The organism is Nocardioides immobilis, from assembly GCF_003515065.1.
Classification (GTDB): Bacteria; Actinomycetota; Actinomycetes; order Propionibacteriales; family Nocardioidaceae; genus Nocardioides; species Nocardioides immobilis.
Genome location: NZ_QXGH01000011.1, coordinates 102,641 through 128,832 on the forward strand (window position 1 = coordinate 102,641; position 26,192 = coordinate 128,832).

The 26,192-nt window shown below is 70.7% G+C and carries 25 protein-coding genes; 7 read left to right on the forward strand and 18 right to left on the reverse strand.

All coding sequences use genetic code 11. The annotated features are described in order from the left end of the window. Positions 1–4: 4 nt before the first annotated feature. The 4 genes from D0Z08_RS06145 to D0Z08_RS06160 all read right to left on the reverse strand — a co-directional run bounded on the left by D0Z08_RS06145 (position 5) and on the right by D0Z08_RS06160 (position 5,545). Positions 5–952 carry an NAD-dependent epimerase/dehydratase family protein gene (locus D0Z08_RS06145; protein WP_118923727.1) on the reverse strand — a complete coding sequence of 316 codons (948 nt, stop codon included), beginning with the start codon at positions 950–952 and terminating at the stop codon, positions 5–7. Positions 953–975: 23 nt separating this feature from the next. Then, entirely contained in the window at positions 976–2,616 is a 1,641-nt protein-coding gene (locus D0Z08_RS06150) for a tetratricopeptide repeat protein (protein ID WP_118923729.1), read from the reverse strand. A 60-nt stretch (positions 2,617–2,676) separates the two neighbouring features. After that, positions 2,677–3,072 carry a hypothetical protein gene (locus D0Z08_RS06155; protein WP_118923731.1) on the reverse strand — a complete coding sequence of 132 codons (396 nt, stop codon included), beginning with the start codon at positions 3,070–3,072 and terminating at the stop codon, positions 2,677–2,679. Positions 3,073–3,409: 337 nt separating this feature from the next. Then, positions 3,410–5,545, reverse strand: coding sequence for a class I SAM-dependent methyltransferase (locus D0Z08_RS06160; protein ID WP_147381341.1), 2,136 nt, complete (start codon positions 5,543–5,545; stop codon positions 3,410–3,412). 259 nt (positions 5,546–5,804) lie between these two features. On the opposite strand from D0Z08_RS06160, the gene D0Z08_RS06165 reads away from it, so the two are divergent. From D0Z08_RS06165 to D0Z08_RS06180, 4 genes are all read left to right on the forward strand, one after another. Next, positions 5,805–6,557 carry a sulfotransferase family protein gene (locus D0Z08_RS06165; protein WP_118923735.1) on the forward strand — a complete coding sequence of 251 codons (753 nt, stop codon included), beginning with the start codon at positions 5,805–5,807 and terminating at the stop codon, positions 6,555–6,557. A gap of 3 nt (positions 6,558–6,560) precedes the next feature. Continuing rightward, positions 6,561–7,439 carry a class I SAM-dependent methyltransferase gene (locus D0Z08_RS06170; protein ID WP_118923737.1) on the forward strand — a complete coding sequence of 293 codons (879 nt, stop codon included), beginning with the start codon at positions 6,561–6,563 and terminating at the stop codon, positions 7,437–7,439. A 171-nt stretch (positions 7,440–7,610) separates the two neighbouring features. Beyond that, the gene (locus tag D0Z08_RS06175; protein ID WP_118923739.1) at positions 7,611–8,324 is read left to right on the forward strand and encodes a sulfotransferase family protein; all 714 of its coding nucleotides are present in this window, start codon (positions 7,611–7,613) and stop codon (positions 8,322–8,324) included. Between the two features lie 107 nt (positions 8,325–8,431). Further along, positions 8,432–9,517, forward strand: a complete 1,086-nt coding sequence (locus D0Z08_RS06180) for a hypothetical protein (protein WP_118923741.1) — start codon at positions 8,432–8,434, stop codon at positions 9,515–9,517. Here the strand turns inward: D0Z08_RS06180 and D0Z08_RS06185 are convergent. The 12 genes from D0Z08_RS06185 to D0Z08_RS06240 all read right to left on the reverse strand — a co-directional run bounded on the left by D0Z08_RS06185 (position 9,500) and on the right by D0Z08_RS06240 (position 22,823). Beyond that, the gene (locus tag D0Z08_RS06185; RefSeq protein WP_245993707.1) at positions 9,500–9,973 is read right to left on the reverse strand and encodes an acyl-CoA thioesterase; all 474 of its coding nucleotides are present in this window, start codon (positions 9,971–9,973) and stop codon (positions 9,500–9,502) included. The genes D0Z08_RS06180 and D0Z08_RS06185 overlap by 18 nt on opposite strands. Continuing rightward, on the reverse strand, positions 9,970–13,566 hold the full coding sequence (gene smc / locus D0Z08_RS06190) for a chromosome segregation protein SMC (RefSeq protein WP_118923743.1): 3,597 nt from the start codon (positions 13,564–13,566) through the stop codon (positions 9,970–9,972). Before smc ends, D0Z08_RS06185 begins: the two co-directional genes overlap by 4 nt. 120 nt (positions 13,567–13,686) lie before the next feature. Beyond that, the gene (locus D0Z08_RS06195; RefSeq protein WP_118923745.1) at positions 13,687–14,949 is read right to left on the reverse strand and encodes an MFS transporter; all 1,263 of its coding nucleotides are present in this window, start codon (positions 14,947–14,949) and stop codon (positions 13,687–13,689) included. Between the two features lie 76 nt (positions 14,950–15,025). Further along, a complete protein-coding gene (locus tag D0Z08_RS06200) occupies positions 15,026–15,220 on the reverse strand; it encodes a hypothetical protein (RefSeq protein ID WP_118923747.1) in 195 nt (64 codons plus the stop codon). Positions 15,221–15,299: 79 nt separating this feature from the next. Continuing rightward, positions 15,300–16,223, reverse strand: coding sequence for a bifunctional DNA-formamidopyrimidine glycosylase/DNA-(apurinic or apyrimidinic site) lyase (gene mutM / locus D0Z08_RS06205; protein ID WP_118923749.1), 924 nt, complete (start codon positions 16,221–16,223; stop codon positions 15,300–15,302). Between the two features lie 15 nt (positions 16,224–16,238). After that, positions 16,239–16,949 carry a ribonuclease III gene (gene rnc / locus D0Z08_RS06210; protein ID WP_118923751.1) on the reverse strand — a complete coding sequence of 237 codons (711 nt, stop codon included), beginning with the start codon at positions 16,947–16,949 and terminating at the stop codon, positions 16,239–16,241. Between the two features lie 29 nt (positions 16,950–16,978). Beyond that, positions 16,979–17,164, reverse strand: a complete 186-nt coding sequence (rpmF, locus tag D0Z08_RS06215; protein WP_118923753.1) for a 50S ribosomal protein L32 — start codon at positions 17,162–17,164, stop codon at positions 16,979–16,981. A gap of 13 nt (positions 17,165–17,177) precedes the next feature. Then, the gene (locus D0Z08_RS06220) at positions 17,178–17,738 is read right to left on the reverse strand and encodes a YceD family protein (RefSeq protein WP_118923755.1); all 561 of its coding nucleotides are present in this window, start codon (positions 17,736–17,738) and stop codon (positions 17,178–17,180) included. 77 nt (positions 17,739–17,815) lie between these two features. Next, positions 17,816–18,319, reverse strand: coding sequence for a pantetheine-phosphate adenylyltransferase (gene coaD, locus D0Z08_RS06225; protein WP_118923757.1), 504 nt, complete (start codon positions 18,317–18,319; stop codon positions 17,816–17,818). Between the two features lie 16 nt (positions 18,320–18,335). Beyond that, positions 18,336–18,923, reverse strand: coding sequence for a 16S rRNA (guanine(966)-N(2))-methyltransferase RsmD (gene rsmD, locus D0Z08_RS06230; protein ID WP_118923759.1), 588 nt, complete (start codon positions 18,921–18,923; stop codon positions 18,336–18,338). Beyond that, positions 18,920–21,157 (reverse strand): ATP-dependent DNA helicase RecG, encoded by a 2,238-nt coding sequence (locus D0Z08_RS06235; RefSeq protein WP_118923761.1) that lies wholly within the window; start codon positions 21,155–21,157, stop codon positions 18,920–18,922. Before D0Z08_RS06235 ends, rsmD begins: the two co-directional genes overlap by 4 nt. Positions 21,158–21,167: 10 nt before the next feature. Then, positions 21,168–22,823: a DAK2 domain-containing protein gene (locus tag D0Z08_RS06240; protein ID WP_118923763.1), complete on the reverse strand. Its 1,656-nt coding sequence runs from the start codon at positions 22,821–22,823 to the stop codon at positions 21,168–21,170. Between the two features lie 125 nt (positions 22,824–22,948). On the opposite strand from D0Z08_RS06240, the gene rpmB reads away from it, so the two are divergent. Beyond that, the gene (rpmB, locus tag D0Z08_RS06245; RefSeq protein WP_118923765.1) at positions 22,949–23,134 is read left to right on the forward strand and encodes a 50S ribosomal protein L28; all 186 of its coding nucleotides are present in this window, start codon (positions 22,949–22,951) and stop codon (positions 23,132–23,134) included. 97 nt (positions 23,135–23,231) lie between these two features. On the opposite strand, the gene D0Z08_RS06250 is transcribed toward rpmB, so the two are convergent. Further along, entirely contained in the window at positions 23,232–24,212 is a 981-nt protein-coding gene (locus D0Z08_RS06250) for a thiamine-phosphate kinase (protein WP_245993709.1), read from the reverse strand. Between the two features lie 132 nt (positions 24,213–24,344). Between D0Z08_RS06250 and D0Z08_RS06255 the strand changes: the two genes are divergently transcribed. Beyond that, complete coding sequence (locus tag D0Z08_RS06255) at positions 24,345–24,581, forward strand: Lrp/AsnC family transcriptional regulator (RefSeq protein WP_118923769.1); 237 nt, start codon at positions 24,345–24,347, stop codon at positions 24,579–24,581. Between the two features lie 2 nt (positions 24,582–24,583). After that, positions 24,584–25,051 carry a DUF3515 family protein gene (locus D0Z08_RS06260; protein ID WP_182481189.1) on the forward strand — a complete coding sequence of 156 codons (468 nt, stop codon included), beginning with the start codon at positions 24,584–24,586 and terminating at the stop codon, positions 25,049–25,051. Positions 25,052–25,057: 6 nt separating this feature from the next. Here the strand turns inward: D0Z08_RS06260 and D0Z08_RS06265 are convergent, their stop codons facing one another. Beyond that, on the reverse strand, positions 25,058–26,182 hold the full coding sequence (locus D0Z08_RS06265) for a D-alanine--D-alanine ligase family protein (RefSeq protein WP_118923773.1): 1,125 nt from the start codon (positions 26,180–26,182) through the stop codon (positions 25,058–25,060). Between the last annotated feature and the right edge of the window lie 10 nt (positions 26,183–26,192).

Below are 26,192 nucleotides of genomic sequence, written 5' to 3' on the forward strand. Positions count from 1 at the left end.
CAGATCATGGCAGGTCGCGCGCCGGCCCGGCGGCCCGGCTCACGGCTTGCCAGGTGAGTCGTAGCCCGTCTTCGTAACCGGTCGCCTCCGGATCGCCGAGGACCTTCGCCAGCTTTTCGACGCTCAGCACGTTGGAGTCCACATCCTGGAGTCGTCCGCGCACGTGTCGCCGATCCAGGGCCAGGCCCGACACCCGCTCGATGTCCGCCAGTACGTCCTCGACGGATCGACCGGCACCGCTGCCGACGTTGAAGACCTCGTTGGCCGCGTCGCTGCTCGTCCCGAGCGCCATCAGGGCCCGCACCACGTCGTCAACGAAGACGTAGTCACGCACCTGGGTCCCGTCGTTGTGCACGAGGACTGGCTCCTGGGCCAGCGCCTTGAGCATCGCCGAGACGACCAGGCCCTTGCGCTTGGCATTGACCTGGCCCGGACCGAACGGGTTGGCGACCCGCGCAACGGCGTAGCTGAGGGTGCCCGCGACGGCCACGTAGTGAGCAAGCATCTCCTCCGAGAGCTTCTTGATCGCACCGTAGTGGGAAATGGGCCTCAGCTCGACGTCCTCGGTCGCAGGACCGTCGGTCTCCCCGTAGACGGTGCCTCCGGAGGAAAGCAGTACCAGCCGCTCCACCCCGCCGTACTCCGCCCCTGAGATGGCGGACACCAGCATGCGCAGGTTGTTGTCGTACTCCTCGAGGTGGTCGGCGCCGTCCATGAGGGGAACGCCCTGGTAGGCGAGAAAGTACGCGACGGTGCACCCGCGCATCGCGGCGCGGGTCACCTCTGGGTCACCGGCGTCACCCTCGAACCGGGTCACTCTGTCCTCCGTGTCATCGACGGGCACGCCGCGCCAGTCCCTGCCCAGCGCGTGGACTGGAATCCCCTGCCGCGCGAACGCGGTCGTCAGGGCGCCGCCCAGGAATCCGCCGGCCCCGATCACTGCCACCTTCATGTCGTTCCTCTCCGGTTCGGTCCCTACGGCCCCGCGGATAGGGTCGCATGGACCGCGGCGGACAGCATGCGTTCCAGATGATGTCCGGCCCGCTCGTCGAGGTCAGCCCGCTGCACCGGATCCGGAATCGACTCGACGGCCGATACCAGCCGACGGGCGTACCCCTCCATGTCCAAGACGGACGCGGCCGCCTTGGATGCGCTGACGTCGGCCTCCTCCTGTCGCCCGAGCTGCAACAACAAGCCGGCCACGATCGCGTGTATCGCGAGATTGCCTGGGAAACGCCTCTGCACGGCGTGGGCGACCTCGAGGGCCGCTGCGAGCTGGCCGTAGCGGTGCAAGGCATGCACGAGGATCATCTGTGCCGGGAACGCCTCAGGAGCGCGGCGCACGGCCTCGGAAGCCAGCTGGACGGCTTCGACGAACCTGCCTTGGCGGAACATCGAGGTGACCAGGACGATGGTCGGGGCCGGGCTCCTGGGGTGCAGGTCCATCGCTGCGCGTAGCGTGTCTTCGGCCTCACGGTGAGCGCCGCGCGCCACCAGGCACCTGCCCAGTTCCACGGCGAACTGGAGCCGTCCCGGCTGCATCGCCTGTGCCCGCTGCAGTGACTCGATCGCGTCGTCGTGTCGGTGCAGGAAGTATTGGGCTCGCCCGATGATGCCCCACATCTGCGGGTCCTCGCTCGCACGCCATCCCTCCAGCTGCAACAGGTCGAGCGCTCGGGCGTGATGCCCCTCCTGCAGGGCCTCCTCTGCGAGGGCGACGACGTCGTCCGGCGTGGCCGTCCCGGACTCGTCCGGGCGTCCTAAGAGCTGCGCCACACGCTCCCGGATGGCCAGGGGCACCGTGGTGCCCTGCTCACGAGCAAGTGGCAGGGCTGCGACCGTCGGGGGCGTTGCGAGGCTCGCCAGGTCGTTGAGGGTCGCCCAGGTGTCCTCGAGCTCGGCTTCGAGCTCACGAGGCAGTCCAGGAGGAACGGCTCCGAAGCGTCCCTGCGCGTCAGTCCGGATCCCCGTCGAGGCGGACGCGTCCAGCCCCAGCCGGAAGCGCTCGTTCAAGGTCTGCACCAGTGGTAAGCCCGCCACGAGCGCGTCCTGGCTGACGACGACGGTCCGATCCGGGTGTGCGACTGCGTAGTCCACCAGCGCGCGGTTGTGGCGCAGCCACATCCGAGGTGCGAGAGCCGGGTCCGACCAGAACCGAACGGCTCCGGGAGCGGGAGGCCTCATGGCTACCTGCCAAGCCGCCCGGTTGCGCAGTGACGCCGCGGCCGAGGACGGATGGCGATAGACGACCACGACCACCGGGTCGTCCAGGACAACTCGCCACGTCTCGAGGAACAGGCAAACGCGGGGGTCCTTGAAGCCCCACACGGCGTGGCGACGGTCGCGCTCCGCTGCCATTCGCCGCAGGTTGGCGAGCCTGTGCCCAGGCACTGGCGGCAGATCGTCGTCGACGTACTGCCAGTTATGCCCAGCGTCGGCCAGGAGGTCATCGTGGGCCTCGACGATGTCAGCGTCCTCGAAGAAACCGTCCCGGTTGAACGCGTCGGGGAGCAGGAGGGCGTCGCCGAGGTGCAGACCAGCCCTGCTCAACACCTGCGCCGTCATGGAGGTTCCGCTGCGATGGAAGCCTGCCACGATCACGTGCTGGCTGGTCATGCGACTCCGATCTCCCGTCCGCCGACGAGATCGTAGCCGTCGTGGTCACCTCTGCGTCGCTCACTGGGCCACGACCGCGGCGCTCGCCAGCATCGACGAGGACGTGAGAATGACAAGCCTATTCGGCCCAACCGTGTTGCGACGTCCACTGGAATCCGCCCTGCCGAGACTTCTCAGCCGTCCGAGGCGACCCACCAGCGTGGCGGTGAGAGCGGTCACGGCCGGGACGGTGTGCTGTCTGGCCAGATCCAGCAGTACCAGGTTCCCGGTGGCGAAGCAGTGCTCGAGCGCTGCCAGAGCTGCTGCTCGCTCCGTCGGCGAGAGCCCCAGCGCGTTCACCTGCCGGATCAGCTCGACGAGCGCGGGCGAGGCCGAGGAGTTCGATTGCTCGAGCGGTGGGGCGTCGTCCAGTCCGAGAATGTCGGGGAAGGTCGTCCACCACTCGCCCGGGTACACCCCGAGTCGTACCTCAGCTGCTCCGAACGCCGCGGCCAGGTCGGCGCCGCGCCTGGGTAGCGAGCCAGCCGCTGGATCCGCTCCAGCGCAGCCAGGGCTCGTTGGGGCGCACAGCTGCGAAGACTTCGTCTCGTAGGACTCGGTCAGTTCACGCAGCCCAGCGAGCGCGGATCAGCGCCCGCACGAGGAACTGGAGCTTGGCCTCCCGCGGGGGTCGGCGAGTCCCAGATCCACGGTGCGGCAAGGAACCCACGGTGCGTGATGCACCACTCCTGCAGCGCAGAGGTGCCGGTCTTCGGCAGCCCTACGTGAAGGACCAGGCGAGAAGGACGGGGGGTCAGTCGGTATCACGAAGGCGCGCCTCGAGCATGACGATATCCGTCCGGCTGTCCGAGATGTGCCTCACGGTCGTGAGCTCGGTGATGAGGAATCCCAGCGCCTGCAACTCGCCGACGACCGAGTCGAGAGTGCCGTGGATCTCGTCGTCCTCGACCTGCTTGCCCTCGCTGAACAACCAGAGGGCGTCGCTCCCGGGGATCAGGTCGAAAGAGAGGTACAACCGCCCCCTGTCGCCCAATTGTCGTCGCAGGTTTGCGAAGATGGTCCGGCGGAGGTCGGCGGGCAGGTGCTCGAGCACGCTGACGCTGTAGATCGCCTCGAACGGCTCCCCTGCCGTGTACGTCGACGCATCGACCTGCAGCGCCGTGATGCGGGGGTCGAGCTTGGCATAGTCGATGAAACCCCACTCGTTCCAAGTGTTCTTCGGATGGTCGGGATCCCGCACCAACGTGTGCGGGTCGACGGTGGTCACCTGGCACCCCTGCTGCGCGAGCCATAGCGGGAGCACACTGACGCCTGCGCCCACGTCTAGCACCCGTTCGCCGGCGTGCCGCTCGAGCCGGCGAGCGAACCAGGGGTACTCGATCGTGCGGATGATCGTGCTGGGGTAGAAGCCGAGGCGCTCGCGGCTCAGCGCGACCAGATCGTTCAGCAGCGGCCAGTCCGGAGTCTGCATCGCGCCGTAGGCAAGGGCGGGAATCGAGATGTCGTGCCGGTTGGGCGCGACGCCTGCTCCCTTCACCGCCACGAACAAGTCGACGTCGCGGTAGCCGCCGATGCGGACGACCTGCTCCACGTCGGGCTGGGCGGCCAGGATTTCCTCCAGCGGCTCGGCGTAGAACACGATCCCGGTCTGGTCGATCGGGCGCGAGTACCCGGAGACAATGACTGCCTGGCGGGCCACCCGGACCAGGTCCGCGACCAGGCTTCGTGTCTCGTCGGGGTCGGACTGGTGCAGCAGGACGTCCAGGCAGACCGAAAGGTCGTACGCCCTGTCCGGCAGCGATGAGACCCGGCCCACGTCGAACCGCCAGTCCGGGCGCTTGCTGCGGGCGATCTCCACTGCGGTCGCGGACAGGTCGATGCCGTGGTAGTCGCGGGCCGGCATGTAACGAGTGGTCTCGAGATCGCCGCAGCCGACGTCGAGGACCTGCGCGTCCGCGAAAGCGCGGAAGTACGGCAGTAGCAGGGCGCGCTTTTCGATGAGGGTTTCGCCGCGGGAGCCGACACCGCTGCCGAGTATCGGGTCGGTGGCGTACCGGAAGTCCCAGAAGATCGAGTTGTCAAGCCGCGCACGCCGGAACTCCGCCAGGCCCTGGTTGACGGCCCGGACCTGCTGGGCGATCCACGGGACGGGGCCCGCCTTGAGCAGGCCGTGGCTGTCCAACTCCCGGTGATAGTGGATGCCGACCAGCTCGAGCGGCGCCAGTTCGGCGTGCAGGGACCGCAGGTGCAACGGGAAGTTCGCCTCGAGCCCAAGTGGCTCAACGGCCAGTCCCGCATCGAGTACGGCGAGGCCGAAGCCTAGCTGGTCGGCGTGATGGGCGTAGTCGCCGAGCAGCGCGGCCCGGTCAAGGCAGAAGCTGGCCCACTCGTTCCAGCCGGTTCGCAGGCGAGCCCACGCCGCCGCCGGAATCACGTAGAAGCCGCCGTTGAAGTTGGTGTCGAACGTCTGCTCGTCCGGGTGCAGCTCCAGCGGCACTCGGACCGCGCGATCGGCCAGCCCAGCCTCGACGAGCAGTGCGGTCCACACCTCCTCGGGCGGGTTCGCCCTGTCGACCTGCTTGGCGCGCACCGCCGTGCCGGTGGCATACCGCGTCGGGCAGGCGGCGAACACGACGTCTGCGTCGGTGAGGATGACGTGGTCATAGTCCTGCAACGCAGGGGTCTCGAGCTGGCGCACCTTGTTGCAGTAACGGGCGCCGCCCTCGCCGAACGGCTTGATGGGGACCAGCCGGGCGCCGAGCTTCTCGAACGTGCGCAGCCTGGCCGGGTCGATGTTGTCGACGTGGTGAAGGTAGATGTCCGCACGCTCCACGGTTCCGAGCCGGAGCAGGCTGCCCAGCCAGTTCCAGCCCTGCATGAGGAAGATCGGACTGTCGTCGACCACACAGGAGATTGCGATGCTTGCCACGTCTGAGATGCCGCCTCACGGGGTGTCGGATGACTGAAGGCTATACAGCGCCGCGCGCGCTCGGACTCAACCGTGTCCCCATGGCGACCGGCCACATGCAGGGGCCGTACCCCGGGAGTAGCGCTCGACGTTGGGCTTCGCTTTCTTCCACACCACGAGCAGCGCGGCAGAGAGGGTCGTGAAGGCACCCAGCCAGATCAGCAAGCAGGGCCCCACGCGGGCCTGTGGTGGGTCGAGGGGTCCGAGTAAGGTGCCGCGCATGCCGCAATACCTATTCGTGGTGGGCCTCGGCCGATCGGGGACAACTGCCCTGGCTCGCGTCGTTGGGTCGCACCCACGGGTCGCGCTTGGCGTCGAGCGCTACAAGTTCCTGTGGAAGCCCCAGAACGTCCATCGCCTCGTCCCCGACCTGTTCGCGGAGGAGCGCTTCTTCGACTTCGCGGGGTCTCGCACGACCAACATCACGCCGGACGTGCCCGTCTGGTCGGCGTACTACGAGGAGGTTCGCGGCAAGTACGCCTCGGCCGCCTACGTTGGCGACAAGCTGACGGAACCCGGGACGATGCCTGCGCTGGCCGATCAGTTTCCCAGGCCACGGTTCCTGTGCATCGTCCGGGACGTGGCCGAGGTGGCGCACTCCTGGCAGGCACGGGCGACCAACCCTGGCGACCGGGGATGGCGTGCCGAGCATGACGCGAGAGCCGCGGTGAAGTTCTGGAACGAATCTCTGGTCACCATGCTCGACGTGCGCGAGCAGTGCCCGGACCTCGTGTGCTTCGTGGAGTATGCCGACTTCTTCGGAGCGAACGACGACCGCCCCCTGCGCCGGGTGCTCCGGTTCCTGCAGCTGCCCATGACCGATGAGATCGGGAGCGCCTTCGCCAGTGCCCGCAAGACGCACCGGGAGAAGATCGCGCCGAAACGCCGGGACCTGCCGGGGGACGTTGCCGAGTTCGTCGAGCACGAGGCCGCCCACGAACTGTGGCACGCGGCACGCGCGCTGGGAAACTAGCCGATGGCAACCTCGCCCGAGGTCGCAGCCAAGCGACTCGAGCTGCGTCGCGAGTCTGTTCTCGCCAATTCTGGTCCAGCGCCGCGCGCCTTGGAGATCGGTCCCGCACACAACGGGATCCTCCGCAAGCGGGACGGGTTCGACGTGAAGGTGGTCGACTACCTCGACCGCACGGGCCTTGTCGACAAGTACAAGCGGCACCAGCAATACCAAGCGGCGGACATCGAGGAGGTCGACTTCGTTCTGCCTCCCGGCGCGGCGATGGCTGACGTCATCGACGACCGGTTCGATCTGATCGTCGCCTCGCACGTGATCGAGCACACGGTGTCACTGATCGACTTCGTGAACGAGTGCGATCGGCTGCTCCGGCCCGATGGCGTCCTGGCCCTCGTGGTGCCCGACAGCCGGTATTGCTTCGACCGCTTCCGCGAGCGCGCGTCGCTGGCACGCGTGATCGACGCTGCGGAGTCACCGTCGGCCGTGCACACGGTGGGAACGGTCATCGAGGCCAAGCTCAACGCCGTCAAGCACCGGGGAGCGACGGCGTGGGCGCCCGACCACCGCGGTGAGTACGAGCTCGTGAACCAGCTTGCCCAGGTCCGGGCGTGGGCGCAGCGCGCACGAGGAGACGCTTACATCGACATGCACAACTGGGTGTTCACGCCCCACCATCTGCGGCTGCTGCTTCACGACCTTGACCTGCTCGGGTACATCGCGGTGCGGGAAAGCCACTTCCGGGACACCGTGCGGCACGAATTCATGGTGAACCTCTCGGCGACCGGTCCCGGCCCCGGTCTGGCCCGAGAGGATCTGTTGAGGCTGGCAGCCGAGGAGTCGCGGTTCCCTGAGGAGATCCGGTTCACCGACAAGCGGCAGCAGTAGCCGGTTCCAGGACGGCGGTTCGAACGACGGCACCATGCTGTTGCCGCTCCCGCTGCCGGACATGTTGGCCTGCAGCAGCAGCGGATCGCGGTCGAGGCGCATCAGCCCGATCAACCCGCGCCTCTCGGCTATTCTTCGCAGCGCCTGACCAGCGGGAGCGAGGAGCCGTCCGTGGACCCCGACGTCGTGAACGTCACCTGGCGCGCCATGAGGGAGTACTTCCCGCACCGCGGACTCGCCTACCACGTCCACGCGCTTCCGGAACACGGCATTGTCTACGTGAAGAACCCCAAGGCGGCGTGCTCGACAGTACTGCTGTGGATGGACCGACTACACACCGGTGACTACGACTTCAGCCCCGAGAACGTGCACACTGACAACCGGCTGCCCAAGGTGGCGGAGGTCGGTCGCCGACGCATTGCGCGGATGTTGTCCGGTGAGGGCTACAGCTTCACGTTCGTCCGTGACCCGTTGCGCCGGTTCCAGTCCGCCTACCTCGACAAGATCGTCAACTCCGATCGGTGGCGTGGCCAGATCCAGGTCGCCCTGGGCCAGGATCCCGACCCGGAGCGGCCGGTCAGCCTGGACGAGTTCGTGGCAGGCGTCGAGCGGCAGGATCCGATCGGGGAGATGGATCCTCACTGGCGCCCCCAGCACATCAACGTGATGACGGATCTCATCTCGTACGACCACATCGGGCGGATCGAGACCTTCGAGGACGACCTCGAGACGATCCGGAAGGCGACGGGCCTGCCCGAAGTGCCGGTCGAGGTACGCAACCGCGCCAAGGGCGACGCGGTCGCCGACACCTTCACCGATCGCCCAGACCTCGAGGAAAGGGTCCGCGCCATCTATGCCAGGGACTTCGAGATCTTCGGCTACTGACGTTCTTGTGCTGCCGGGCATCCGCCGGGGAGTGCGGCTTGCTCCTCCGTCGTCGGTCAGTGGGCCCGGGCTAGCCTGACGCCGCAACCGAGGGGAAGGGGGTGGATATGGTCGGCGACACGGTCGACGTCGTGCTCCACATCGGGTGCGAGAAGACCGGGACCACGTCGATCCAGCAGTTCCTGCGGCGCAACCGCGCCGCTCTCAAGGACCGCGGAATCCTCTACCCGCGCGCGCCCGGCGACTTCCGGCACGTCGAGCTCGGGCTCTACGCAATGCCAGACGAGGCACTTCCCGAGGCCCGGATCTGGAAGCGGGACGGCTACTCAGCCGCGCCCGACGTCTTCCGGCGGCGTCTCCGGCGCCGCCTCCGGCGCGAGATCACCGGTGCCGGCGCGTCCACGGTCGTGCTCTCGGACGAAGCCCTTTACCGGAGCGACCCGCCGTCGATCGGCAGGCTGCGCGGCCTCGTCGACGAGCTGGCCGGGCAGGTCCGGATCGTCGTGTACCTCCGTCGGCAGGACGACCACCTCATCAGCCGGTACCAGCAAGCAGTCAAGATGGGCGAGGTCCTCGATCTCGACGCATGGTCCCGCCGCGACTTCGCCGGCATCTACGACTACTGGGGCCGCGTGACGCGGTGGAAGGACGCCTTCGATTCCGCGGTCGTTGCCGTCCGGCCTTTCGAACGCGCGCGCTTCCCCGAGGGCTCGCTGACGCGGGACTTCCTCGAGGCCGCCGGACTCGACGTCCGCGCCGACGACCTCAGGTCGATCACCGCCAGGAACGAGAGCCTCGGGGTGGAGGGGGTCGAGCTGTTGCGGCTCCTGAACCTGCATCGCGTCGAGCACATGGGGGCGACCCCCCGCCGGATCCCGAATCGCCCGCACGTCAAGCGACTCCGCCAGGTCGACTCCGGACCTCAGGTCACCCTCCCCCCTGCCCAGCTGGACCAGTTCATGGGTCAGTGGGAGGACTCGAACCGTCGCGTGGCTCGTGAGCTCCTGGGCGACCCGACCGGCGAGCTCTTCCACACGGAGCGCAAGACGGACGGGACCACGACCCGGCAGGTCCTGGACCCGGCCCGGCTCGACGACTACCTCGACCTGCTCGAGATCCCGGAGCACGAGCACCCGTCGATCCGGCGGATCGCCGAGCGGGAGGCATCGCGCTCGTCAGCGCACGAGGGGTGAGACCGCCGCGCGGACCTCGGCAGGCAGCGGGGTGACCGGCCGCGCCGGATCGGTGTTGTCGACGTACACGTGGACGAAGCGACCCTCGGCGGCAGCCAAGGCGCCGCCCCGGTCCGGCTCGCCCTGGAAGATGCCGACCCGGTAGACGATCGAGGACGTGCCGAGCCGCTCGACGTAGATGCCGAGGTCGAGGCTGCCGGGGTAGGTGACCTCGGCGAAGTAGCGGCACGAGACCTCGGCCACCACGCCGATCGCCGGCAGTGCCCGGATGTCGGTGCCGACGGCAGCAGCGAGCTGGTCGTTGACCACCGTGTCGATGAGCTCGAAGTAGCGGGCGTTGTTCATGTGGCCGTAGACATCGATGTCGGCCCAGCGCAGGGTGGCCCTGTCCCAGGCGACGTACGACGACCGAGCCGGTCGCTGCTTTCCGTCCGCCGAGCCTGTCGAGGCGCTCACGCACTCTCCTGGCGGAGCCGCTGGCTGATGACGGTCGAGACACCGTCGCCGCGCATGGTGACGCCGTAGAGCGCGTCGCCGACCTCCATCGTCCGCTTCTGGTGGGTGATCACGAGCAGCTGGGAGTTCTCGCGCAGCTCCTCGTAGATCTCCAGCAGCCGCCCGAGGTTGACGTCGTCGAGCGCCGCCTCGACCTCGTCGAGGATGTAGAACGGCGACGGACGGGCCTTGAACAGGGCGACCAAGAACGCGACCGCCACCAGCGACCGCTCACCGCCGGACAGCAGCGAGAGCCGTTTGACCTTCTTGCCCGGCGGCCGGGCCTCGACCTCGATGCCGGTGGTGAGCATGTTGGAGGGGTCGGTGAGCACCAGCCGGCCCTCGCCGCCCGGGAACAGCCGCGAGAAGGTCTGGTCGAAGGCCTTCGTCACGTCGGCGTAGGCCTCGGTGAAGACCTGCTCGACGCGGGCGTCGACGTCCTTGACGATGTCGAGCAGGTCCTTGCGGGTGGCCTTGAGGTCCTCGAGCTGCTCGGTGAGGAACTTGTGCCGCTCCTCCATCGCGGTGAACTCCTCCAGCGCGAGGGGGTTGACCTTGCCGAGCATGCTGAGCGCGCGCTCCGCGGACCGCAGCCGCTTCGCCTGCTCCTCGCGGACGAAGGGCACCGTCTGCGGCTCCGTCTCCTCGCCCGCCTCGTCGGCCGCAGCCGCAGCGGCGGCCTCCTCCTCAGTGGGGATCGCCCAGACGGGCACGGGCTGGTCGGGGCCGTACTCGGCGACCAGCACGTCCGCCTCGATGCCGAGCTCCTCGAGAGCCTTGGCCTCGATCTGCTCGATCCGCATCCGCTGCTGGGCGCGAGCCATCTCGTCGCGGTGGACGGAGTTGACCAGCTCGTCGTGCACGCGCCCGAGCTCACGGAGCCGGCCACGGACGGTCATCAGGTCCTGCTCGCGGCCGCGCCGCGACTCGTCGATCTCCTGCCGGGCGCGCTGCGCGCGGTCGATGGACACCTCGAGCCGGCCGAGGACGTACGAGGCAGCGCTCGCGACCGCCCGGCCCGCCTTGCCCTCGCGCAGCAGCCGTTCGCGTCGCTCGGCCGCACGGGCCCGCGCCTGCCGCTCGGCGGCGGCGGCCTTCCGCATCTGGTCGACCCTGCCGTGCAGCGCGCGACCGCGCTCCTCGGAGGTGCGCAGCGCGAGCCGCGCCTCCATCTCGGCCTGCCGCGAGCTTCGAGCCGCCTGGGTCAGCCGCTCCTGCTCGGCCGTGTCGGGCTCCTCGTCGCCGGTCTCCTCGGCCGACGCCAGTCGCTCCTCGAGCTCGGCGATGCCGGCCGCGGCCTGGACCCGCGCGGCCTCGGCCTGGGCGATGGCCTCGGTCACCCGCTCGGCCTCGGCGCGCGCCGACCGGGCGAGCGAGCCGTACTGGCCCAGCTCCTCGGCCACGGCCGCCAGGGTCGCGTCGGACTCGTGGAGCTTCGCCAGGGCGACGTCGGCACGCCGCTTGGCGTCTTCCCGCTCGGCCTCCAGCCGGGCCAGGTCGAAGCCGAGTCGCTCGCTGTCGGCGACCGCCTCGGCGAGCGCCGTCGTGGCCTCGTCGACCGCGGCCTGGATCTCGATCAGGCTCTGCTGGGCGTTCGAGCCGCCGGCGGCGAAGTGGGCGCCGAGCAGGTCGCCGTCACGGGTCACCGCGACCAGGTCCGGGTAGTCGGCGACCAGGCTGCGGGCGGCCGGGAGGTCGTCGACGACCACGGTCTTGTGCAGCAGGCGGGTCAGCGCGGGACGCACCTCGGTGGGGCACTCGACCACGTCGGCGGCGTACCCCATGTTGCCGGGGCCTCCGGGCAGTGCCGGCCAGCCGCTGCGGTCGGCCGCTCCCCCGCCGAGCAGCAGTCCCGCGCGGCCGAGGTCGTCGGTCTTGAGGTGGCTGATCGCCGCGACCGCGGCATCGGCGTCGGTGACGGCCACGGCGTCAGCGGCCGCGCCGAGCGCGCTGGCCACCGCCGCCTCGTAGCCCGACCGCACGTTGACGAGCGCGGCGACGGAGCCGAGCAGGCCGGACAGCGTGTCGGAGGCCGCGAGCAGCGCGCCGGCGCCGTCCTTGCGGGCGAGGCCCAGCTCGAGGGCCTCCTTGCGGGCACCCAGCGCCGAGCGGTCGCGGTCGGCCTGCTGGGCCTCCTCGCGGGTCTTCGCCAGTCGGTCGTCGAGGTCCTCGAGCGCTGCGACAGCCGCTTCGTGCTCGGCGTCGAGACCCTCCTCGCCGGCGTCGAGGCCGGCGACCCTGGTCTCGAGCGCGGTGAAGTCGTGGTGGGCACGCTCGGCGCGCGCCAGCGCGTCGGCGCGGGTCGCCTCGAGCCGGCCCCGCTCCTCCTCGGCCGCGGTCGCCCGCGACCGCAGCGCGTTGACCTGGCCGTGCAGCCGGGCCAGCCCTTCGCGGCGGTCGGCGGCCGCGCGGAGCAGGCCGGCGACCCGGCGCTCCTCGTGGGCCGCGGCGTCCTCGGCGGCCTTGCGGGCAGCGACCGCCTCGTCCAGGGCGGTCTGCTGCTCGGCGACGAGCGCGAGGATCTCGGCCTCGTGCTCCGCCAGCCGGTCGGCCTCGGCGTCGAGCTCGGCCGGGTCCTTCCCCTGCTCGACCTCGGCCTCCTGGACTCCGGCCGCGTTGCGGACCCGCTCCGCGGCGAGGCTCTGGGTGCCGCGGAGCCGCTCACGGAGCGCTCCGAGGGACGAGAGGCTCTCCTGGGCGGCCGACAGCGCGGGCAGGTCCTCGCGCAGGGCCTCCTCGAGCGCAGCTTCGCGCTCGCGGGCGGCAGCGGTCTCCTGCTCCACCTCCGCGCGGCGGGCGACCAGCACGCTCTCGTCGGCCATCTCCTGCTCCAGCGCGGTGCGGGCGGCCACCAGGTCGTCGGCGAGGATCCGGGCCTTGGCGTCGCGGACGTCGGCCTGCACGGTCGCGGCGCGCCGAGCCACCTCCGCCTGCCGGCCGAGGGGCTTGAGCTGGCGACGGATCTCGCTCAGCAGGTCGTTGAGCCGGGTCAGGTTGCCCTCGGTCGAGTCGAGCTTGCGGAGCGCCTTCTCCTTGCGCTTGCGGTGCTTGAGGACGCCCGCGGCCTCCTCGATGAACCCGCGCCGGTCCTCCGGGGTCGCGTGCAGGATCGTGTCGAGCTGTCCCTGGCCGACGATGACGTGCATCTCGCGCCCGATGCCGGAGTCGCTGAGCAGCTCCTGCACGTCGAGCAGCCGGCAGGGGGTGCCGTTGATGGCGTACTCGGAGCCGCCGGTCCGGAACATCGTCCGGCTGATCGTGACCTCGGAGTAGTCGATCGGCAGCGCGCCGTCGGAGTTGTCGATGGTCAGCATCACCTCGGCTCGGCCGAGGGGCGGGCGGCCCGACGTACCGGCGAAGATGACGTCGTCCATCTTGCCACCGCGCAGGCTCTTCGCGCTCGCCTCGCCCATGACCCAGGCCAGGGCATCGACGACGTTGGACTTGCCGGACCCGTTGGGACCGACGATGCAGGTGATGCCCGGCTCCAGCTGCAGCGTGGTCGCTGAGGCGAAGGACTTGAACCCCTTGAGGGTCAGGCTCTTCAGGTACACCCAGGCTCCCTTTGGTCAGACCATGTTGTGACTTGTCGGCGGACGCCGACGACGCAGCCCCCGGATCCTGTCAGGTGACCCGGCGTGCGCCGTCGCGGGGGAAGCTCGGCGGACCTCAGGCTACCCGGCGACGGGGTCCGAAGACGGGACCCGGGCCGCCTCGTCGGCGTGGGCGATGTGGGCGAGCTGGCGCCAGACGAGCGCGAGGAGGACCACGGAGCCGACGAATCCGACCCAGAACGGCGCCGTGATGCCCCAGCGCTCGGCGATCAGGCCCCCCATGCCGCTCCCGACGACCATCCCTCCGAACACGCCGACCAGGTAGACCGAGCCGACCCGCCCCTGGAACTCCGTCGGCACCGCCCGCTGCCGGACCGCCTGCGAGAGGGTGCCCCACACGAACGCGTAGCAGCCGAAGCCGAACATGATCACCATCGCGACCCACGGCACGGTGGTCAGCGCGAAGCCGAGGTGCATGAACACCTCGAGGAGGAGGCAGGTGCGCATCAGGGCGGCCAGCGGCACCCGCCGCTCCAACCAGCCGTACGACGTCGTCCCCACCAGCCCGCCCGCGGCTGCGGCCGTCGTGAGCAGGCCGTACCCGACCGGCCCCATGTCGAGCACGTCGAGGGAGTAGAGGACGAGGACCGACCACGCCGCCGAGAAGGTCACGTTGAACGTGAAGATCACCAGCGCGAGCGTGCGCACGGGCGGGTGCCCGAGCAGCCAGCGGACGCCGTCGGCGATGTCTCGTCGTACGTGGGTCTCGCCGACGTCGCGCACCGGCCCGGGCGGCAGCGCGATCCGGGCGACCAGGACCACTCCCAGCAGGACGCACACGACCTGCACGCCGAACGGCAGCACGGTGCCGGCCGCGAAGAGCGCGGCGCCGATCGGCGCGCCCGCGAGCTGGTTGAGGGTGATGTGCCCGAACTGCAGCCGGGCGTTGGCGACGCCGAGGTCGCGCTTCTCCACGAGCATCGGCAGCACGGTCTGGGAGGTGGTGTCGACGAACACCTCCGCGGTGCCGATCAGGAACACCGCGAGCAGCACCAGCCTGATGTCGACGATGTCGGTGACGATCGTCAGGCACAGCCCGACCAGCACCACCGCGCGCAGCAGGTTCGCGACGATGATCAGGCGGCGGCGGTCGGTCCGGTCGGCGATGGCGCCGGCGTACAGCCCGAAGAGCAGCCACGGCAGGTACTGGAGCAGCACCGACATCGACACCAGGGCCGGCGAGCGGGTCTGCGACGCCACCAGCAGCGGGCCGGCCGCGAAAGCGATGCCGTCACCCAGGTTGGCGGTCCAGCTGGACGCCAACAGCCACCGGAACCGCGGTCCGAGCCGCACCGGTGCGACGGCGTCGAGGATGCGGCCCACGGACAGGGACGCTAGTCACCACCGGGTGCAGGCGCGACCGATTTCCGCCGAGCGGCGGACGGATGATGCTCCGGGCTCAGGCCGGCTGCATCTCCTGCTCGACGGTGAGGATCTCGGCCGCACGTGCCGACATCAACTTGTCGTTCTCCTCGCTGAGACGGAGGACGAGGGACTCCAGCTCGGCCACCCGGTTGCGCAGCCGAGCGTTCTCGACGGCGAGGCGGGGGTCGCGGAGGTCGCTGTTCAGGTGCCCGATCAGCGCCTTGGCCATGGATGAGCCTTCCGGTGTTAAACGCGTGGGTCCGTGGGTTCCGAACCGTCTCCAAGAGTCCCACTTCCGAGCGCGCGGGTCAAACTCGGCGGGGCCGTTTCTGGCAGCGCGGACAGAAGAACGAGGACCGGTTCATGAACGCGATCCGGCGGATCGGCGTACCGCACCGCGAGCAGGGCTCGCCCTCCTGCCCGTACGCCGACAGCGAGCGGTCGAAGTAGCCGGACTCGCCGTTGACGTTGACGTAGAGCGCGTCGAACGACGTGCCACCCTGGGCCAGCGCCTCGCCCAGCACGTCCCGCACGTGCCCGAGCAGCTCGAGCACCTGACCACGCCGCAGCCGGTCGCCCGGTCGGTCGCCGTGCAGCCGGGCCCGCCACAGCGCCTCGTCGGCGTAGATGTTGCCCACGCCCGAGATCAGGCCCTGGTCGAGCAGCAGTCGCTTGACGCCCGCCGTACGACGACGCACCCGGTCGACGAACGCCTCGTCGTCGAACTCGGGGTCGATCGGGTCGCGTGCGATGTGCGCGATCTCCGGCGGCAGCTCCGCTCCCCCCGCCGAGACGAGGAGGCCGCCGAACATGCGCTGGTCGACGAAGCGGAGCTCGAGCGCTGCAGGAATCCCCGGCCGACCGGGGATTCCTGCACGTGTGGTGGGTTGCAACGGCCGGCAAGCGCCAGGAACCCCCGACAAGTCCAGGCCGAACCGCACGCGCAGGTGCCGCTCGTCCGGCGCTCCGATCGGCTGGACGAGCATCTGGCCGCTCATGCCGAGATGGCCGAGGAGGGCGTCGCCGCTGTCGAGCGGGAGCCAGAAGTACTTGCCGCGGCGGTGGGCTGCCTCGACCCGCCGTCCCGTCAGCGCGGCGGCGAACCCCGCAGGCCCGCGCGGGTCGCGGCGGACCGGCCGCGGGTGCAGCACCTCGACCTCGCCCAGCCGGGCGCCGACGACGTGGCGCTCGAGGCCGGCGCGGACCACCTCGACCTCGGGAAGCTCGGGCACGGAGAGCGGCTCGGGTCAGTCGTTGGCGTCGGCGATGGCGGACCGGGAGGCGACGATCTCGCCGTACGCCGTCTCGGCCGCGCCCTGCTCGGCCTCTTTCTTGGACCGGCCGGTGCCGTTGCCGTAGAGGTGGTCGGCGACCCGGACCTGGGCGGTGAAGGTCTTGGCGTGGTCGGGGCCCTCGTCCTGGATGACGTACTCCGGCACGCCGAGGCTGTGCTCGGCGGCGAGCTCCTGCAGGGAGGTCTTCCAGTCGAGGCCGGCGCCCATGGCCGATGCGGCCTCGATGAGCGGGTCGAAGAGCAGGTGGACGACGTCGGCGGAGGTCTCGATGCCGGCGCTGAGGTGGACGGCGCCGATCACGGCCTCGACGGTGTCGGAGAGGATCGACGCCTTGTCGCGACCGCCGGTGGCCTCCTCGCCACGACCGAGCTTGATGTACTCGCCGAGCCCGATGACCCGGGCGACCTCGGCGAGAGCGCGCGCGTTGACGACCGCGGCGCGGAGCTTGGCCAGCCGACCCTCGGAGAGGTCGGGGTGCAGCAGGTAGAGCGTCTCGGTGACGACGACGCCGAGCACCGAGTCGCCGAGGAACTCGAGGCGCTCGTTGGTCGGCAGCCCGCCGTTCTCGTAGGCGTAGGACCGGTGTGTCAGGGCGCGGTCGAGCAGCTCGGGGTCGAGCTCAGGATCCCCGAGCGCCCGCCGGAGTGTCTCGTAGGCGCTGATGCCCGGTGCCTTGACTCAGGCGTGGGGGGTCAGAGGACCTGGCGACGTTCGGCGCGAGCGCCGTACTGGCCGCACGTGCCGCACGCACGGTGCGGGAGGTGCTTCGCACCGCAGGCCGGGTTGGCGCAGGTCACCAGCGTGGGGGCGACGGCCTTCCACTGCGAGCGACGGTGCCGCGTGTTGCTGCGCGACATCTTCCGCTTCGGAACAGCCACTGTCTTCTCCTCGTTAGTTCTGGTCTTCGGGGTCGAGCTCGGCCAGCGCTGCCCACCGCGGATCCACGGCCGCGTCGTGTGCGTGGTCCGGGTCATCGGCCAGGCGGGCCCCGCACTCGGGACACAGCCCGGGACAGTCCGGCTGGCACAGCGGCTGGAACGGTAGTGCAAGCACCACCGAGTCCCGCAGGAGCGGCTCGAGGTCGAGCAGGTCGTCCTCGAGTCGGCTGGTCTCGTCGTCCTCCCCGGAGTCATCCTGCTGACCGTGCCGAGTGTCGTCGTACACGAACAGCTCCTGGAACGTCACCTCGAGGTCCTCGCGGATCGGTTCCAGGCACCTCGTGCACTCGCCCTCGACCACGGCTGTCGCCGTGCCGGTGACCAGGACTCCCTCCATGACCGCCTCGAGCCGCAGGTCGATGTCGACCGGCGAACCCTCGGTGACCGAGAGGACTTCGATGCCCAGATCTGCCGGGGCCGGGGCCGTGAGCGTCACTTCCCGCTGGGACCCCGGGCGGCGGCCGAGCTCGCGAGTATCGAGCACGAGCGGCGCCCTCGGGTCCAGGCTGGTCATGTGATCACTCCCGGTCCGGACACAACAGATCAGCGAGAAGAGTATCGGTCAGCGCTCGACCCGGCCAAATCTGGCAGTCAGGCACCGGCCCGCCGCTCGGCGAGCCGCTCGGTGAGCCGGTCGAGGACCGTGGCCGGCACCAGCCCGGAGACGTCGCCGCCGAAGGACGCGACCTCCTTGACCAGGCTCGACGACACGAACGACATGCTCGGGTCGGTCATCAGGAAGACGGTCTCCACGTCGGTCAGGTGGGCGTTCATCTGCGCCATCTGGAGCTCGTAGTCGTAGTCGCCGGAGCCGCGGAGACCCTTGACGATCGCCTGGGCCCCGATCTCGCGACAGAAGTCGGTGACGAGCCCGGTGAAGCCCTGGACCTTGACGTTCGGCCACGGGCTGACCGCATCGGCGATCATGTCCAGCCGCTCGTCGGAGGTGAAGAGCCGGTTGGACGTGGTGGACTTCGACTTGTTGACCCCGACGGCGACGACGACCTCGTCGAAGAGGGCGGCGGCTCGACCGAAGATGTCGAGGTGACCATTGGTCACGGGGTCGAACGAGCCCGGGCAGACGGCGCGACGCATGCCGCCACCGTAGTGGTTACGTCGGAGCGGGAACCTCAGCGGTGGCGTACCAGAGCTTGGTCTCCCCGTATTTCCGCATCCGGCGCTTGCCTGTCCACGGCTCGATCGCAGCCGGCCACGCCGGCTCGGGGCTGCGCGAGCCGCGCTCGACCACCACCAGCGCGTCGGGAGAGAGCCAGCCGTGGTCGGCGAGGAGCTCCAGGTCGTGGGCCAGCTCCTCCTCGGTGAGCGGGTAGGGCGGGTCGCTGAAGATGACGTCGTACGGCGCCGCCGGGGCGGTCGCGAGCGCCGAGGCGACCGTGGCGGCGCGGATGTCGGCGACGTCGCAGCTGACCACGCGGGCGTTGCGCCGGATCAGCTCGGCCGTCCGCCGGTCGCTCTCGACCAGGGTCACCGCCTCGGCGCCGCGTGACCAGGCCTCGAGCCCGACCGCGCCGGAGCCGGCGTACAGGTCGAGGACCCGGAGGCCGCGCAGCGAGCCCACGCGGGACTCGATCGCCGAGAACAGCGCCTCCCGCACCCGGTCGCTGGTGGGCCGGGTGCGGTCGCCGTCGGGGGTCTCGAGCCGCCGGCCGCCCGCGCTGCCACTGATGATCCGGGTCATGACTTGTCCACGAAGTCGCCGCGCTGGGACCGCTCGAGGTCGGCGACCGCGTCGGCGAGCAGCGGCGCGTCGGTGAGCGCGGGATCCCGCTCGAGCAGCCTTTCGGCCGCCTCGCGGGCCGCGACGATGGTGTCCTCGTCGCGCAGGACGCGGAGGTTCTCGAGACTCGACCGCCGCCCGGCCTGCGAGGCGCCGAGGACATCGCCCTCACGCCGCTGCTCGAGGTCGATCCGGCTGAGGACGAAGCCGTCGGTCGTGCTGGCGACCGCGTCCAGCCGCTCCCGCGCCGGAGACGTCGGGTCGTCGGCGTGGCTGACGAGCAGGCAGAGGCCCGGCAGGCCACCCCGGCCCACCCGGCCGCGGAGCTGGTGGAGCTGGGAGACGCCGAACCGCTCGGCGTCGAGGATGACCATCGTGGTCGCGTTGGCCACGTCGACGCCGACCTCGATGACCGTCGTCGAGACCAGTACGTCGATGTCGTGGCGGGCGAACGCGCGCATCGTCGCGTCCTTCTCGTCGGCCGGGAGCTTGCCGTGGAGGCGGGCGACCCGCAGACCCTCCAGCGGGCCCTTGGCGAGGTGCTGGACGACCTCCTCGACCGCGGCCAGGGAGGCGGCGGGCGCGACCGGGTTGCCCTCGTCGTCGACATCGACCACCTCGTCCTGGTCGGCCTCGGCGTCGTCGCCGGCGATGCGCGGGCACACGACGTAGACCTGGTGGCCCTTCTCGACCTCCTCGCCGACCCGGGCCCACACCCGGTTGATCCAGGAGGGCTGCTCGGCGAGGGGGACGACGTTGGTCTGGATCGGCGCCCGGCCGGCGGGGAGCTCGCGCAGGGTCGACACCTCGAGGTCGCCGAAGACGGTCATCGCGACCGTGCGCGGGATCGGGGTCGCCGTCATCACCAGCAGGTGGGGCGGCACCTGGGCCTTGTCGATCAGCGCGGCCCGCTGCTCGACGCCGAACCGGTGCTGCTCGTCGACCACCACGAGCCCGAGGTCGGCGAACTGCACCTTCTCCTGGAGCAGCGCATGGGTGCCGATGACGATCCCGGCCTCGCCGCTCGCGGCCCGCGACATCGGCTCGGTGCGCTGGGTCTTGGTCATCGAGCCGGTCAGCAGGTCGACCCGGGTGCCCTCCCCGGAGCCGAAGATGGTGCCGCCCTCGGCCAGCTCACCGAGCATCGTCACGATCGACCGGTAGTGCTGCTGCGCCAGCACCTCGGTCGGCGCCAGCAGCGCTGCCTGGCCGCCGGAGTCGACCACGCGCAGCATCGCCCGGAGCGCGACCAGCGTCTTGCCGGAGCCGACCTCACCCTGGAGCAGCCGGTTCATCGGGTGCGGCTGGGCGAGGTCGCGCGCGATCTGCTCGCCGATCTCGCGCTGACCGTCGGTCAGCGTGAACGGCAGCCGCTCGTCGAACGCCACCTGCAGCGCACCGTCACCGCCGGTGCGGGCGGTCGCGCCGAGCTCGCGGAGCGCGCGCCGGCGCCGGGCGAGCACGAGCTGGGTGACCAGGGCCTCCTCGAACCGGAACCGGTGCTGCGCGCGGGCGACCTGCTCGCGGCGGTCCGGGGTGTGGATCCAGTCGAGAGCCGTGACGACGTCGAGGACGTCGTACTCCTCCCGGACGCCGTCGGGCAGCAGCTCGGGGATGACGTCGACCTGGCCGCGGGCCGCGCGGACGGCGCGGGCGATGTCCCAGGTCTCGACGCCCTTGGTGAGCGGATAGATCGGGTAGAGGTCGCCGATCTGGTCGACGATGCTCTCCTCCCCCTCAGCATCGTCGGCGAGGCCGAAGATCGTCATCGCCGGGTTGACCAGCTGCCACTCGTTGCGGAACCGGTCGGCCTTCCCGAGGAACACGCCGCGGCGGCCCTCCGCGACCCGGCTCTGGTGCCAGTCGGCCATGTGCTTGTTCTTAGCGAAGAACGTCATCTTCAGCCGAGGACCGTCGGTGCTGAGCACCGCCTCCACCCGATAGGCAGGTCGGCCCGTGCGCCGGTCCTTGTAGGTGAGCTGCCGGCACTCGACGATCTCGCCGACCACGCACAGCAGCTGGCCGATCTTGAGGTCGTGGACCTTGGTGAGCTTGCCGGTCTCCAGGTAGCGGCGCGGGAAGTGGCGCAGCAGGTCACCCACCGTGCGCAGGCCGAGCCCGTCCTCGAGCTTCTTGCGCTTCGCGGGCGTGGCCTTGCCGAGCACCGAGGCGATCGGTGAGTCCAGGGTGGTCACGCAGGGCCTTTCACTCGACGGACATCAAGAGCGGGTAGCGCTCCTGGCCACCGTCGTACACCACGGCGTCGACATGGGGGTGGTGCTCCTCCACCCAGGCCGCCGCGCGATCGGCGACGTCGCCCGCCTCCTTGCCGCGGACCAGGGTCACCAGCTCGCCGCCGGACGCCAGCAGGCGCTCGAGTACGGCGACCGCGACCTCCTCGAGCTCGGAACCGATCACCACGAAGTCGCCCGCGATGACGCCGAGGACGTCGCCCTCCTGGCAGGGTCCGGCCGACGTCATCGCCTCCTTGACCGCGATCGTGACCGCACCGTGCTTCACGTGCCGCGCGGTCGCGGTCATCTCGGTCACGTCCTGGTCGAAGGTCCGACCTGGCTCGTGCACGGCGATCGCGGCCAGTCCCTGGACCTGGGCCTCGGTGGGGATGACCGAGATCCGGAGTCCCTGCGCGGTGCCGTCGGACTCCGCCGTGCTCGCGGCGACGCGGGCGGCCCGGACCGAGTCGGGGTCGTTGGGCAGGATCACGATCTCCTGGGCGCCGCTCCCGGAGATGGCGTCGAGCAGCTGGCCGGTCGACGGCCGGCGACCGGGGCCGCCTTCGACGACCAGCGCGCCGGCGTCGGCGAAGAGGGCCGCCAGACCAGGACCTGCGGCCACGGCGATCACCGTGCGGCCCGCCGGCGCCGGACCCCGGTGACCGGGAGGCGCCTCGCCGGCGGCTGCCGCGACCTGCTCGGCGAAGTGCGTCACCCGGATCCGGTGAGGGCGACCGACGGCCAGGCCGGCCTCGATGGCGGCGCCGACGTCGTCGACGTGGACGTGGACGTTCCACAGCCCGTCGCCGCCGACGACCACGACCGAGTCGCCGAGCTCGCCCAGCCGGGCGCGCAGCGACGGGATCTCGCCGTCCTGGGTGTCGAGGAGGTACATCACCTCGTACGCCGGCCCGTCGATGCTGAGGTCGCCCGCGCCGGCCGGCGCCAGCTGCGGCACCGGGATCGCGTGCTGGCCGAGCGGCTGGGTCACCGGGACCGGGCGCTTGCCGGTGAGGACCGTCTCGGCGGCGTCGAGGATCACGCACACCCCGCGGCCACCGGCGTCGACCACGCCGGCACGGGCGAGGACCTCGAGCTGCTCGGGCGTGTGGCCGAGTGCCTCCCGGGCGGCGCCGGCGGCGGCGCGGATCACGTCATGGGTCCGGGCGGCCGGGTCCTTGACCGACTCCGCGGCGGCGTCGGCGGCCGCTCGGGCGACGGTGAGCATGGTGCCCTCGACCGGCTCCCCCACGGCCGCGTAGCTCGCCTCGGTCGCCCGCCGCAGCGCCTCTGCCATCACCTCGGCGTTGCGGTCGTCGTCGGTGGCCGACGAGATCCGGCGCGCGATCGCCCCCAGCATCTCGCTGAGGATCACGCCCGAGTTGCCCCGGGCCCCGAGCAGGGCGCCCCGGGAGAAGGCCGCCAGCGCGGCCCGCCTCGGAGCACCCGGAACCTCGCGGATCGCGTCCCGGGCGGCGGCGATCGTGAGGTACATGTTCGTGCCGGTGTCGCCGTCGGGCACCGGGTAGACGTTGAGGGCGTCGATCTCCTCGCGCGCCTCGGACAAGGCGTCGACAGCGATGTCGACGAAGCGCAGCACGGTGCCGAGCTCGATGCCGCCTGCCATGGGGTCAATCTAGAGGATGTGGCGATTTCGGACTGCCGCCGACATTCGGCTAATCTGATCCGGTTGCCCTCTCACCGGGGCACCCATGAACTTGAGTCAGAAAACCGATCTGTAGGAGCAAACCCGTGGCTGCCGTCTGCGACATCTGCGCGAAGAAGCCGGGCTTCGGCAACAACCGGCCCTGGTCGCGCAAGATCACCAAGCGACGCTTCAACCCGAACATCCAGCGCGTCCGCGCGGTTGTCAACGGCACCCCGAAGCGTCTGAACGTCTGCACCGGCTGCATCAAGGCCGGCAAGGTCACCCGCTAGAGATCGAATCGGGCGAAATCCGAAACGAAACGGGAGGAGTCCACGGCTTGGCCGTGGACTCCTCCCGTTTCGTTTCGGATTTCGCCCGATTCGATCCTCAGAAGTGGGTCCAGCCGGTGGGACCCTCGTACGGCGAGCCGTCGACCGTGACGCCCGGCCCGTCGGGCCCGGGATCGGCCACGGCACCGATCCGCACCCATCCCTCGGGCAGCGCGGTGCCGGCGGGGAAGGTCGCGAGCAGCGAGTGGTCGTCTCCTCCCCCGAGCACGAAGGTCAGCGGGTCGGCACCCGTCGCGCTGCCGACGGCGAGGAGCGGCTCGGGGATGTCGAGCGTCGCCGACGTGACGTCGATGCCGACCCCGCTGGCGTGGGCGACGTGGGCGGCGTCGGCGAGGAGCCCGTCGGAGACGTCGATCATCGCGGTCGCGCCGGCGTCGGCGGCGAGCTGGCCCGCGTCGTACGGCGGCTGCGGGCGCCGGTAGGCGTCGACCAGGACCCGGGGCGAGCGGAAGCCCCGCCCCAGCACCGCCAGGCCACCGGCGGCCCAGCCCTGCCGCCCGCACAGAGCGAGCACGTCGCCGGGCTGGGCGCCGGAGCGGAGCACCGGCGAGACCGTGCAGGCGCCCAGGACGGTGACCGCGACCGTGATCTTGTCGGAGCTCGTCACGTCACCGCCGACGACGCCGGCGCCCACCGACGCGCACTCCTCGGCGAAACCCCGGACGAAGTCGAGGGCCCACCGGGCCGGGAGGGTCGGTGGTGCGGCGAAGCCGACCGTCAGCCAGGCGGCTCGTCCGCCCATCGCGTTGACGTCGGAGAGGTTCTGAGCGGCCGCCCGGTGGCCGATGTCGATCGCGTCGGCCCAGTCCTTGCGGAAGTGGCGGCCCTCGACCATCAGGTCGGTCGACACCACGACGTGGCCCCGCCTCACCCGCAGCACCGCCGCGTCGTCGCCCGGGCCGACGAGCACCTCCTCGCCAGGCGCGACCTCCGCGACGATCCGGGTGACGTGGTCGATCAGCCCGAACTCGCCGAGATCGGCCAGCGTGGCGTCGGGGGCGGGGAGCGCGTCAGGCACGGAACCCATCCCACCAGATCGGGGCTGTCGCCGAAGAGGCGGTCCGGGCGTCCGCGCGGTAGGTTGGGCAGTCGCGACCGTCCTGGCGGACGGTCGCCGTCCGTCGACCTCAATCCCCCAGGAGTGCAACCAATGGTGGTGCAGGCCTACATCCTGATCCAGACCGACGTCGGCAAGGCCGCCGAGGTCGCCAAGGCGATCGCCGAGGTCAAGGGCGTCACGCTCGCCGAGGACGTCACCGGTCCGTACGACGTCATCGTGCGCGCCGAGGCCCGCAACGTCGACGAGCTGGGCAAGCTCGTCGTCTCCAAGGTGCAGAACCTCGACGGCATCACCCGCACCCTCACCTGCCCGGTCGTCCACATCTGACCGTGCGACTTGCGGGCCTGCTCGCAGGCCTGTTGCTGCTGTCGGCCTGCGGCGGAGCCGTCGAGGTCGACGTACCCGACCTCGACGCCGAGGACTCGGCCGCCTGCGACGCCTTCGCCGACGAGCTGCCGGACACCCTTGCCGACGAGTCCCGGGTGGACATCGAGCCGTCCGACGCTCCGGCGGCTGCCTACGGCGACCCGCCCGTCGTCGTCACCTGTGGCGTCGGCGAGCCCGCCGGGTTCGGGCTGGGCGCCCAGTGCGAGGTCGTCAACGACGTGCCGTGGTACATCCCGCCGGAGCAGTACGACGACCTCAGCCTCGACCTCGTGATCACGTCGGCGTGGCACGAGCCCCGCGTGCAGGTGGAGCTGCCGGCGGAGCTCCGCGGCAACGAGGGCGGGGTCATGGCCGTGCTCTCACCTCTGGTCCAGGAGCACCTCCGCGAGGCCGGGGACTGCGACCTCTGACCGAGCTCAGCGCAGTCCGGTGCCGCGCTGCAGGGCGAGCGAGACCAGCCGGTCGACGAGGGCCGGGTAGTCCAGCCCGCTCGCGGCCCACATCCGAGGGAACATCGACAGCGGCGTGAACCCGGGCATCGTGTTGAGCTCGTTCACCACCAGCGACCCGTCCGGCATCAGGAAGAAGTCGACCCGCGCCAGCCCCTCGCACCCGACGGCTCGGAACGCCCGCTCCGCCAGCGCCCGCACCTCGGCAGCGGTCTCCTCCGGCACGTCGGCGGGAACGTCGAGCTCGGTGGCCTCCTCGGGGAGGTACTTGGCCTCGAAGTCGTAGAACTCGTGGTCGCCGGTGATCCGGATCTCGGCCGGCACGGTCGTCTCGACGCCGCCGTCGAGCGTCTCGAGCACACCGCACTCGACCTCGCGTGCCCCTTCCGCGGAGACCTCGACCAGCACCTTCGGGTCGTGGCGGAGCGCGCCCTCGATCGCCGCATCGAGCTCGTCGGCGGTGTGGGCCTTGCCGATGCCGATGCTGGACCCACCGCGCGCCGGCTTCACGAACGCCGGGTAGCCGAGCGCGGCCACCCGCTCCCGGACCGACGCCGGCTCCTCCGCCCACTCCCGCTCGGTGACGATCGTGGACGGCAGCACCGGAAGCCCCGCCGCGGCCAGCACCACCTTCAGGTAGGCCTTGTCCATCCCGACGGCGGACGCGAGCACCCCGGCCCCGACGTACCGGACCCCGGCCATCTCGAACATCCCCTGGATGGTGCCGTCCTCGCCCCACGCGCCGTGGAGCAGCGGGAAGACGACGTCGACGCCCCCGAGCTCACGAGGCGGCGCGGCGGGCTCGCTGACGACCAGGCCGGCACCGCTCCCGGTGCGGGTGAGGGTGACCGGCGCGCGGTCGGCATCGACGGACGGCAGCTGGTCGGGGCCCTTGATGGCGTGCCGGTCCGGGTCGTCGGCCTCGAGAACCCAGCGCCCGTCCGGGGCGATGCCGATCGGGATGACCTCGTAGCGATCGCGGTCCAGCGCCTTGAGCACGCTGCCGGCGGTGACGCACGAGATCGCGTGTTCGGAGGAGCGGCCGCCGAAGACGACGGCGACACGGGTACGGCGACCGGTGGGCTCGTTCATCGGCGACGAC